Origin of the sequence: Treponema bryantii (genome assembly GCF_036492245.1) — a bacterium.
In the GTDB taxonomy this organism is placed as follows: domain Bacteria; phylum Spirochaetota; class Spirochaetia; order Treponematales; family Treponemataceae; genus Treponema_D; species Treponema_D bryantii_C.
On sequence record NZ_AP025286.1, the window covers coordinates 327,276 to 338,081 of the forward strand.

Consider the following 10,806-nt stretch of genomic DNA (forward strand, 5'->3'; position numbering starts at 1 on the left):
TTATTCTGTCTTTTCAGAATCCTCATTTTCTGAAGCTTTCTGTTCTTTGAGAGCTTCTTTTTTCTGTTTAATAATAATGGCGCGGTTTGTGTAATGTACAAAACTGAAGAATAGAGTTACAAAAGCTGTTGATTCAATCAGAAGTGCCATACCACGTCTTGCACCGAGGAAATATGAAATAATTACAGAAGTACACAAAAGAATCTGAAGGAAGCAGAGCAGATACAAAGCGCTCTTTTTTGTATATCCCATATTCAGAAGCTTGTGATGAAGATGTGAACGATCAGGAGACATAATAGGTCTCTTATCGCGTAAACGTCTCCAGATTGCGGCAATTGTGTCGAAAACCGGGAAAGCTGTAATCACAATCATAATAAGGAATTTATTGAATTCAAATACGTCGTTTGATTCAAAAAGCGGGAATACAGAAATCATAAAGCCAAGGAACTGACTTCCTGCGTCTCCCATAAAAAGTTTAGCTGGTGGCCAGTTAAAGCAGAGGAATCCGAATACTGCAGCGGCAAGAATGAAGCAGAGAATAAACTCTGGATTTCCTGTCAGCATATAGAGAACTCCAAGAGTAATAATTGCAGAAATAGAGAAACTTCCGCAAAGACCGTCCAAGCCATCAATCAGATTGTATGCATTGATTACGCCGAGAATCCAGCCAAAGGTAAGAATTAAACTTACAGGAGTAGGAAGTACCCATGAGAAAATCTGCTTAAAGCGGAAACCGTTAAAAACAACAACAGAAACTGCTATAAGCTGGACAATAAGCTTTGCGAGTGCAGGAAGTGTAAGAAGATCATCAAGTACGGCAAAAATAAATACAATAGTTCCAGCTATCATAATAGGAAGAATTTTATTAAGATTGCTGACATCATTGATAGACAAAAAAACTACTGAAGCAATTATAAATGAAAGGAAAATTCCAACTCCACCGAGACGAGGTATGTTTCCTGAATGAATCTTTCTGGCATTCTGATAATCATATAAACTAAATTTCTTACAAATTTTAAGGATTATCGGCATAGAGATGATTGATAAAATGCCAGCCAGAGCTATATATATACTTTGAGACATATCATGGGAATTATATAGTAACGACCCTAAAAGTCAAGTATACAAAAATAGGTTGCTTTAATAAGATTTGATATGATAAAATCTTATTATATGTATAAGGTTGTTGTTATTGGAGCGGGAATTTCCGGTCTTTCTGCAGGAATTTATGCTGCCCGTTCAGGTTTTGACGTTACTATTCTGGAACAGCACAATATTCCAGGTGGACTTTCTACCAGCTGGAGTCGTAAGGGATATTATTTTGAAGGCGGAATGCACTGGCTTACAGGTTCAAGCCCGAAAATGCCATTAAACCGCATCTGGCATGAAACCGGTGCTCTTCAGGATAATAATCCTATTGAATTACGCGATCCGATTTATAATTTAATAGATGAAAACGGAAAAATTTTGAGTCTTTATCGTGATATTTCACAGATGCAGAAGGCTCTTATTGAATATGCCCCTGAAGACAAGCACATGATTAAAAAGATGTGCCGTGCCGTAAAGGATTTTACGAACTTTCATCTGCCTGTTCTTGATGTTCGCGGTTGTAAGTGTAAAACTCCGGCTCCTATAAATCCTATGGAGTTTATCAAAATGGTTCCGGCTATTCTGCGTGTACCATATCTGATGAATGTAAGCTATGCCGAATATCTTGCAAAGTTTAAGAATAAAAATCTGCGCCATCTTTTAAGCAGCGTAATCGGCTATAGATATAATGCACTTTCCTTCATATATACACTCGGTTCGTTTGCCTGTGGTGACTGCGGATATCCAGACGGCGGTTCAATCAGAATGGCAAATAATATGCTCGAAACCTATAAGGCTCTTGGCGGAAAAATTGAATTCCGTACAAAGGCAGAAAATGTAAAGGTTGAAGATTATGAGGTACGCGGTGTTGTAACAAACAAGGGTGAGTTTGAAGCTGATGCTGTTATTGTCACTCAGGATGCACGTGCTGCCGTAGACTGTCTTTTTGATACTATGATTGATGAGCCTTGGGTAAATACAATGCGTCATGAAGCTGTTACAGAACAGAATATGTTTATTGGCCTTGGAGTTAAAGCTGATTTGTCACGTCTTCCGTACTGCTGTGTATTCCCTCTTGAAAAGCCTTTCGAATATGCAGGCTGTAAATGGACAGAATTGCGAATTTATAATTATGCGGCTTATAAAGATCATTCTCCGGAGGGTGGAACAACTCTTACCTGTCTTTTGATTGGAGATTGTTACTATTTCTGGAAAGCTGCAAAGGCTGACGGCACTTATAAAGAGAAAAAGAAGGAATTAGGCGAACTTTTTGTAAAAGAACTGTCGCAGTTTATTCCTGAGGTAGCTTCTGCTTTTGAAGTGATTGATGTGGCTACACCTTGTACTTACGAACGCTATACCGGCTCTTATGAAGGCAGCTGGATGAGCGTATGGGAGAAGGGCGGAAAGCAGAGAAATTATCCTCAGACTCTGGATTCTATCTGGGGTGTTTATTTTGCAGGCCAGAGAATTCAGATGCCGGGCGGTCTTCCGATTGCAGTTTATACAGGCCGACTCGCTGTTCAGCACCTCTGCCGGGATACAGGCGTAGAGTTTGTGTAAGCCTACAATCGAAGAACCGTTAAAAAATGGGCTGCGACAGCGGGCCATTTTAGGTTCATCGAAAGAACGGCTCAGAGGCAAGCTGTGCTTGCCGACCTTCGGTTCTTTTTCTTGAAAAACTTCTAAACTGTGATAAAATAATATTATAAGCACAAAAACGTTTTCGAAGAGAGTTAAACAAAAAAACTAACCCAATGAAAGGAGTGATTTTATGGGAAAAAAGAGTAGCTTACCACTTATTTATTTAATTGGTATGGCATTGGTTGCAATTGGATTCTTCTGTCCAATGTTTAAGGGTCTGTTCGGTTCTTCAGCAAATGGATTTGATTTTATCAAAAATGCTAAAGAGGGCGGATTTGTTGCAATTGGCTCTATTTTGATTATTGCAGGAGCAATCGCAGGTATTGTTGCTTGTTTTGTTCCACAGCTCAAAGGCCTTAAATTGATTTTTGCTCTTTGTGTTCTTGCAGGTGCAATTATTCTTATCATCGGCTTCATGACAAGCGGTGGAATTTATAAGGCAATTGGTAAGCAGCTTCTTAAGAGAGCAATGGTTGGCTTCTACATGGTAGTAGCTGGTATTGTACTCGGAGTTTGCGGAGCAGTTACTGGTAAATAGTTTTGTCATGCTGAACTTGTTTCAGCATCTATAACTCTATAATTACGGCACCGGATTTTTCGTCCTTTGGAAGAGAATCCGGTGTTTTTATTTTAACCTGAATCAGGTCGCCAGACTGCGGACGGAACGGCGGCTTTGGAAGTCGCTTGTTATTTTCGTCCGGCAGTTTGATGAGGGCAAGCCCGAACTGTGTACAGGCATAGTAACCGCACATATAGTTTGGAAGTTTGAGTTTGTCGGATGTGATACGAACCGGGGTCTCGGTAGATACGGTGGTTGAGCCTGTCGAAACTACCGCAGATGTCGCTGCTTCAACAGCAATAAAACTCAGCGTAGCTCTTTCCTTCGGCAGTTTAGCGGCAACCGAGAGTTTCTGAAGTTTAGCCGGTGCATCTTCTGTACTGAAGGCAAAATTACACCATTTATTTTTACTTCCTGTATAAGCTTTAAAGCCACTCATAGGACATTCTTCTGCATGAGGACAAGGAGCTGCGATAGTACGGCCATCTTTTATAAAGCGTGTGCGAAGCAAACTTAGAGTGCGGGCTGCTTTTGGAACACCAGGTTCTACAAGGAGAACTCCGGCATCTTTTTCGCAGTAGCGTTCAATCTGTTCGTAATACTTCTTTGTCTGGAACTCAGGTGGCATGTCGCTTGCCTGGTCGAGCTCATTAAACATATTTGCACAGGTCAAAAAGCCTGTCTTCTGTTTGATTGATGTACCGAAAGCACCTTTTACGCGAACAATGTGCCATGGCTCTTCGCCAGTGCGGGCTGCTACAGAGAGGAAAATATCTTCGCCAAGGGCCATAGAGTTAGCAGAGACGTCGAGACAGTACCAGGTGAGCTTAAGTTTTCTGAGTTCAGGTCGTGCAAGCCAGAGTGCGGTAACTACAGTGAGAGGACCGCTTCCGAGGTCAAGACAGGTACAGTCTGTGGTAGGAAAAACTGTGGCCGGAATATTAGCAAAAAGTCTGGTGAGTCGCACAAGATTCCACCAGGTGTAGTAGCGAACATAAGAACTCAGCTGAATATTGTCGTTCATATAACCAAGACGGCGGCTTGCGCGGTCGTCTGTAAGCTGATGAGAAAGATTTCTGATATTTTCCGGCAGCTGCTGGAGCTGACGGCTATTTAAAGGACGAACTCCCTGAATAATTTCATCAAATGAATTGAGAATAGAAACAGTTTCGCGTGTAAGCGTGCTTGTGTCGAAGAGAGACGAATGGATTGCTTCGTCGCTGCGCTCCTCGCAATGACGTGTGTTTAGGTGTGCCTCGTGATGACGTGGTTTTGTGTTCTTATTATTGTTCTTCATTATTCTTTTTCACTTTAAGGTACATTTCTGTGAGAAGCTGCCGGCAGTCGCGGATCTGGCTGATCAGGTCGGCGTTGTCCTGGACGGCCTGGGCTTCTTCGATAATCTGGCGGCCGGCACCTTCGGCGGTGAACTTCTTTTCGGTTATCAGATATTTGAGGCGGAGGATGAGGTCTACCTCGCGCTGGGAGTAGAGACGGCGGCCAGACATATCTTTTCTTGGGGTGAAGCCTGGAACGACTTCTTCCCAGTAGCGGAGAACATGGGCTTTTACACCCGTCAGGTCTTCTATCTGGCCGATTGTGTACATAAATCTCTTTCCTTTCCAGTCATGGTAAAGCTAAAAATTGCTTTCGCAATTTTTTTAACGCTTTGCTATTTATCACCGGCCGCCAGCGGCCTTCCTCACTTCCCACTTCTGGCGGCTGCCTTTGAACTCTACCTGAACCGGAATCATGTCGTAACCGAGGTCTTCACGGATTCGGTTCTTGAGGTAAGTAACATAAGGCTCAGGAACAACTTCCGGTCTTGTTGCAAAAATAATGAACGAAACCGGGTTTACACTCTGCTGAGTCATATAGCGGATCTTAAAGTGTGCAGTCTTACTTGCTGGCGGCGGATATCTCTCCAGCCAGTCCTGAAGGGCATTGTTCAAAGATGATGTTCCAATCTTCTTTGTAAGCTGTCCGTACATTTCAATTGCAGTGTTAAGCAAATCTTTTACGCCTTTGCCCTCAAGTGCGCTAAGAGGAAGAATAGGTGCAAAATCCATATGAGCAAACATAATGTTCATCCATTCTCGGACTGATTTTATTGCCTTGTTGTCCTGCTCTTCGCGCAGATCCCATTTATTCAAAACAAAGATGATTCCACGGCCCTTTTCAAAGGCAAGTGAACAGATTTTTTTATCCTGTTCGGCAAGACCTTCCACCGCATCAATCATCAGAAATACAACATCACACTCGTCCAGGGTTTTTATGGCGCGGTTTACAGAGTAATACTCGACGTCATCATGAACCTTCGCCTTACGGCGAATACCCGCAGTATCAAGTACTTTGAAGCGGCGGCCGGCATACTCAAATTCACCTTCCACAACGTCGCGGGTTGTGCCTGCATAATCGCAGACAATCGAGTTCTCACTGTGAGTCAGGCGGTTACTGAGAGTAGACTTACCGGTATTTGGTTTTCCGAGAATCGCAATCTTAATAGGACGGTCCGAGCTGAGCACCTGAACCTTAGAGAAGTCACAGCGCGAAGTAATTGCGTCTGCGAGGTCACTGATATGGTCACCGTGCTCTGCCGAAATCAGCATAAGTTCGTTGAAACCGTACTTAGCGTAGTTCCAGGCCTCTGCTTCGTTCTTTCCGCCTTCAGTTTTATTTACCGCAGCAATCAGTTTGTTCCAGTAAGGGCGCATTTTTATGATGAACTCTTCGTCTTCACCGGTAATCTCGCCTGCATCAAGCAGAAGAATCACAACATCGGCGCGGTCAATCATATCGAGGGAGCGCTCAACAACGTAGTCGTCGAGTTCGGCTTCTTTTGTACCGATGTCGCGGGTAAGTTTATATCCGCCGGTATCTACGAGGTGAACAGGTTTTCCGTTAATAATTGCAGTTGCTTCAACAGGGTCGCGGGTAACACCAGGCTGATCGTTTACAATAGCCACGCGGTGATGTAAAAAGCGGTTGAAGAGAGTTGATTTTCCAACGTTAGGGCGGCCGGCAATTACAACGAGAGGAAGTCCGTCATATTCGGCATCTTCAGGATCTGTGTCGCCGGTAGCGGTAACCGTGCCGTCCGGAGCTATGGTAATTCCGTTTACAGCGCCGGGAGTAATGAAATCAGATTCTTCGGCGCGGGCATTTTCTGCGGCCTTCTGTTTTTTTTCTTCCAACGCCTCTTCTTTTGGACGTGAGAAGTCAGGTTTATTCTTTTTCTTTGCCATGTTTTTCCCTAGAGGTTATTTAAGTGTTTAGCCGAAATCGCTTCGAGTTCGGCGATTGTGAATCTTGAAAGCAGTTCCTTTGTGCTTGAAATCAGCTTTGGACTCATACTCAGGTTTCTGATACCCATACCCGCAAGCACCATCACACTGTCCTGTCGGCCTGCCATTTCACCGCAGACTGCCAGAGGAATATTGTTTTCTTTTGCGGAACGAACCGTCATTTCAATAAGGCGCAGAACTGCAAGACTGAACTCGTTGTAAAGTCCGCTTACATGCTGATTTTCGCGGTCAATTCCGAGAGTATACTGTGTAAGGTCATTTGTACCAAGACTGAAGAAGTCACTTACCTTGCTCAAACAGTCAGAAATCAGGGCTGCTGCGGCTGTCTCAATCATAATTCCAACCGGAGTGTCTTCCTGGAACGGAATTTTCTCACTGGTAAGCTCCTGCTTTACAACATTTACGAGTTCAAGACACTCTTTTACCTGATCAACGCTTGTGATAAGCGGGAACATGATTTCGAGATTTCCGTAAACGCTGGCACGGTACAAAGCGCGAAGCTGGGTTTTCAGAATATTGGGATATTCAAGACTGAGGCGAACGGCGCGAAGTCCCATCAGAGGGTTCTTTTCTTCGATGGCCGGCAAATCAACTGAGTTAATCAGCTTATCACCACCGGCATCAAGGGTACGAATAGTAACAGGCTTATCACCCATAATCTGAAGAACGCTCTTATATGCTTCAAACTGAGTCTGTTCACTGAAAGAACGAGCTGCCGCATTAAGCGAAGCTCCGCTCTGTGCCATGTAAAGGAACTCAGTGCGGAAAAGTCCGATTCCATCAGCACCTTCAGCAAGGGCAATTTCAGCTTCTTCAGGAGTACCAATGTTTGCGTAGAGCTTAAAGCGGGTACCGTCTTTTGTTACAGCCGGCTTGCTCAGGAACGAGCGCAGGCTAAGCTTTCTCTGGTATTCCTCGCGGATTTTTGCCTTATATTCTTCTATTGTATTACGGTCAGGACTAACGAGGATTTCAGCGTCCTTACCGTCAATAATTACAGTTTCACCGTTGCGAACCTTTTTGCTGATTTCTTCAAGACCGACAACAGTTGGAATGCCGTAGTTGCGGGCAAGAATAACCACGTGCGAAGAAACACCACCTTCACTAAGGGCAAGTCCGGCAATCTTTCTTTTACTAAGGATGATTGTATCAGCAGAACTCAGGGATGTTGCCAGAATTACCGAGCCGTCTGGAACGCTGTTGATATCAAAAGGATGAATGTCGAGCATTTCGTCGAGGACACGGCCAAATACATCTGTAATATCCTGGGCACGTTCAGAAAGATAGTAGTTACCAGCCTGACGAAGCTTTGCAGCATATTCTTCAGCCTTAAACTGAACAGTATATTCTATATTAAAGAGTTGATTTTCATAAAAGTCGCGGACTTCCTGCTTAAAAACCGGATCCTCAAGCATAAGGATGTAGGTCTCAAAAACCTCGCGCTGAGCACGGTCACGTTCACTGGTTTTGGAAAGAGAATCCAGATGCTCAGAAAGGCTCAGAGTGACTGTCTGAACAGCAGCTTCAAAACGAGACCAGCCTCTGTTTATCTGATCAATATTGATGTGATGCTGCGGAATAGCACGTTTTACCGGGTCTGGAATTACAAAAGCTGTACCAATTCCGGTTCCGTCGGCCGCAGGGATTCCGAGAAATACTTCCATAAATTTGAATTATAATAGAAAAATGATTATATTTAAAGATATGAATATGATGCCCGTTTACGAGTTGCCTTTTAAGGCCGCTTTTTTGATTTTTATTATGTTCAGTATGGTTGGCTGGATTTCCGAAGTTCTCTATGTAGGAATCTTTCATGAGCATAAATTCGTAAACCGCGGATTTTTGTATGGGCCTCTGTGTCCGGTCTATGGTTTTGGCGGCATTGTAATTCTTCTGCTACCTGCAAAATTGTATTCTACCTGGATACCTCTGTTTTTTGCCTCTATGATTTTATGCACTATAGTTGAATATTTTGTAAGCTGGTTTATGGAAAAAATGTTTCATACACGCTGGTGGGATTATTCACACTATAAATTCAATATTAATGGAAGAATTTGTCTTTTGAACTCAGTTCTCTTCGGATTCCTTGGGCTTGGAGTAATCCGCTTTGTCTATCCTCAGATGCTTCATTTCCTTACCTGGCTTGGTGATTTTGTCGTTATGATTTCGGCAGATGCAATTGGAGTATTTCTTACTATAGATATCTTCCTTACTGTTCGTAAACTTGTTGATTTCAGTGCCACAATGGAAAAAATCAAGGTATTCGGCGAAAGCTTGCGCGATCATTATGGTAACGAGACCTGGTTCCGCAGTGAAAATATTGAAGAAATGCTTGCTTCTGTTAGGGAACATGCTGCAATCAGTAAAGATCAGATCAGCCAGAGTATCCTCGATAAAATTGACCGTATTCAGAATGCCCGTCATGCAGCAGCTGAAAGCTTTATGGCTCACTTCCCTACAATGAAGAGTATCCAGTATAAGGATGAGCTGGAACATCTGAAATCTCATGTAAAAGCTCGTATTAAGGCACACCTTAAAAAATAGGAACGTCATGCAGAACTGTTGAAAGTGGCACTATCACCCTTGACGATTTCTTCTGTTTCTATATACAATATCTTGAAGTATAAAAAAAACAGGAGTTTGATATGAGCGATAATAGTCGCGAAAATCTTGGTAGCAGACTTGGATTCCTTCTTTTGTCTGCTGGTTGTGCTATTGGTTTGGGAAATGTATGGCGTTTCCCTTATATTACTGGAAAATACGGCGGAGCCGCATTTGTTCTAATTTATCTTGCCTTCCTTGTAATTCTTGGTCTGCCTGTAATGATCTGTGAGTTTGCTGTTGGACGTGCATCCCGCAAGAGTATGGCTGCTGCTTTTGAAGAGCTTGAGCCTGCCGGAACAAAGTGGCACTGGTACAATGGTTTTGCTGTTGCCGGAAACTATCTTTTGATGATGTTCTATACAGTAGTTTCTGGATGGTTCCTTAAATATTTCTTTGAAATGATCAGCGGAAAGTTTGTAGGTATGACTCCTGATGAAGTTGGTGCTGCTTTTGGTGCTACTGTAGGAACTCCTTCAAGCCTTCTTATCTGGATGGTAGTTGTAATCGTAATTGGTTTTGGTGCCTGCTTCCTTGGTCTTCAGAAAGGTGTAGAGCGCATCACAAAAATCATGATGTCTGCACTTTTTGTAATCATGATTGGTCTTGCAATTTATGTAGTTTTCCTTCCAAAGAGTGGTGCTGGTTATGCTTTCTATCTTAAGCCAAACTTTAAGGCTCTTGTAAGTGGTGAGCATGGACTTTGGGATACAATTTATGCTGCTATGGGTCAGGCATTCTTTACATTGAGCCTTGGTATTGGTTCTATGGAGATTTTCGGTTCATACATCGATAAAAAGCATTCTTTGACTGGTGAAGCAGTTCGCGTTATTGGTCTTGATACTTTTGTTGCTATCTGTGCTGGCCTTATCATCTTCCCTGCATGTGCTGCATTCGGAGTTGAACCAGGTGCTGGTGCTGGTCTTGCATTCGTATCTCTTCCAAACGTATTCAACGCTATGGGCCCTGTTGCCGGACGTATTGTTGGTGCTTTCTTCTTCCTGTTCATGAGTTTTGCTGCTCTTTCTACAGTAATTGCTGTATTTGAAAACATCGTAGCATTCCCAATGGACCGCTTTGGCTGGAGCCGCCGCAAGTCTGTACTCATTAACTTCATCGCTATTCTGATTCTTGCAACTCCTGCTGCTCTTGGTATGAACGTATGGTCTGGAGTGCACTTCGGTTCACACATCGGTTCTATTGATGCTCTTGAAGACTTTATCGTAAGCCAGAACCTCCTTCCACTTGGATCTTTAATCTTCCTCTGTTTCTGTATGCACAAGAAGGGCTGGGGTTGGGACGGCTTTATCGCTGAGGCTGATACAGGTGACGGACTTAAGTTCCCTAAGAACAAGGCTGTTCAGTTCTACCTCAAGTGGATTGCTCCGCTTATCATCCTTGTAGTATTCGTTGCAGGATATTTTGATATTTTTGGTGCAAAGTAGTCTATAATCAAAAGAATAGCTAAGAGGTAAGCTATGCTTACCGACTATAAACAGGCATTTCGGGAAATTCTTTGAATTCTCTGAAATGCCTGTTTTTTTATGGACAAATTATAAAAAAATGTTATATTTATACAGATCAAAAGTCAAGAAAATAGAGAATTCA

General features: G+C 43.0%; 9 protein-coding genes. 4 read left to right on the forward strand and 5 right to left on the reverse strand.

Annotated elements, in window-relative coordinates; genetic code table 11:
• On the reverse strand, positions 1-1,083 hold the full coding sequence (locus AABJ44_RS01840; protein WP_338370232.1) for an MraY family glycosyltransferase: 1,083 nt from the start codon (positions 1,081-1,083) through the stop codon (positions 1-3).
• A gap of 72 nt (positions 1,084-1,155) precedes the next feature.
• On the opposite strand from AABJ44_RS01840, the gene AABJ44_RS01845 reads away from it, so the two are divergent.
• Together AABJ44_RS01845 and AABJ44_RS01850 are read left to right on the forward strand one after the other, a co-directional pair.
• Positions 1,156-2,652, forward strand: a complete 1,497-nt coding sequence (locus tag AABJ44_RS01845; protein ID WP_338370233.1) for a phytoene desaturase family protein — start codon at positions 1,156-1,158, stop codon at positions 2,650-2,652.
• 211 nt (positions 2,653-2,863) lie between these two features.
• Complete coding sequence (locus AABJ44_RS01850) at positions 2,864-3,271, forward strand: hypothetical protein (RefSeq protein ID WP_074641411.1); 408 nt, start codon at positions 2,864-2,866, stop codon at positions 3,269-3,271.
• 28 nt (positions 3,272-3,299) lie between these two features.
• Here the strand turns inward: AABJ44_RS01850 and AABJ44_RS01855 are convergent, their stop codons facing one another.
• From AABJ44_RS01855 to ptsP, 4 genes are all read right to left on the reverse strand, one after another.
• Positions 3,300-4,589 (reverse strand): small ribosomal subunit Rsm22 family protein, encoded by a 1,290-nt coding sequence (locus tag AABJ44_RS01855; protein ID WP_338370234.1) that lies wholly within the window; start codon positions 4,587-4,589, stop codon positions 3,300-3,302.
• Positions 4,576-4,899 (reverse strand): MerR family transcriptional regulator, encoded by a 324-nt coding sequence (locus AABJ44_RS01860; protein WP_338370235.1) that lies wholly within the window; start codon positions 4,897-4,899, stop codon positions 4,576-4,578. The genes AABJ44_RS01855 and AABJ44_RS01860 overlap by 14 nt, the downstream gene beginning before the upstream one ends.
• A gap of 72 nt (positions 4,900-4,971) precedes the next feature.
• Positions 4,972-6,537, reverse strand: coding sequence for a ribosome biogenesis GTPase Der (gene der, locus AABJ44_RS01865; protein WP_338370236.1), 1,566 nt, complete (start codon positions 6,535-6,537; stop codon positions 4,972-4,974).
• An 8-nt stretch (positions 6,538-6,545) separates the two neighbouring features.
• A complete protein-coding gene (gene ptsP / locus AABJ44_RS01870) occupies positions 6,546-8,261 on the reverse strand; it encodes a phosphoenolpyruvate--protein phosphotransferase (RefSeq protein WP_074641406.1) in 1,716 nt (571 codons plus the stop codon).
• Positions 8,262-8,283: 22 nt separating this feature from the next.
• Between ptsP and AABJ44_RS01875 the strand changes: the two genes are divergently transcribed.
• Together AABJ44_RS01875 and AABJ44_RS01880 are read left to right on the forward strand one after the other, a co-directional pair.
• Entirely contained in the window at positions 8,284-9,141 is an 858-nt protein-coding gene (locus AABJ44_RS01875) for a putative ABC transporter permease (protein WP_338370237.1), read from the forward strand.
• A gap of 101 nt (positions 9,142-9,242) precedes the next feature.
• Positions 9,243-10,643: a sodium-dependent transporter gene (locus AABJ44_RS01880; protein WP_074641403.1), complete on the forward strand. Its 1,401-nt coding sequence runs from the start codon at positions 9,243-9,245 to the stop codon at positions 10,641-10,643.
• Positions 10,644-10,806 lie beyond the last annotated feature (163 nt).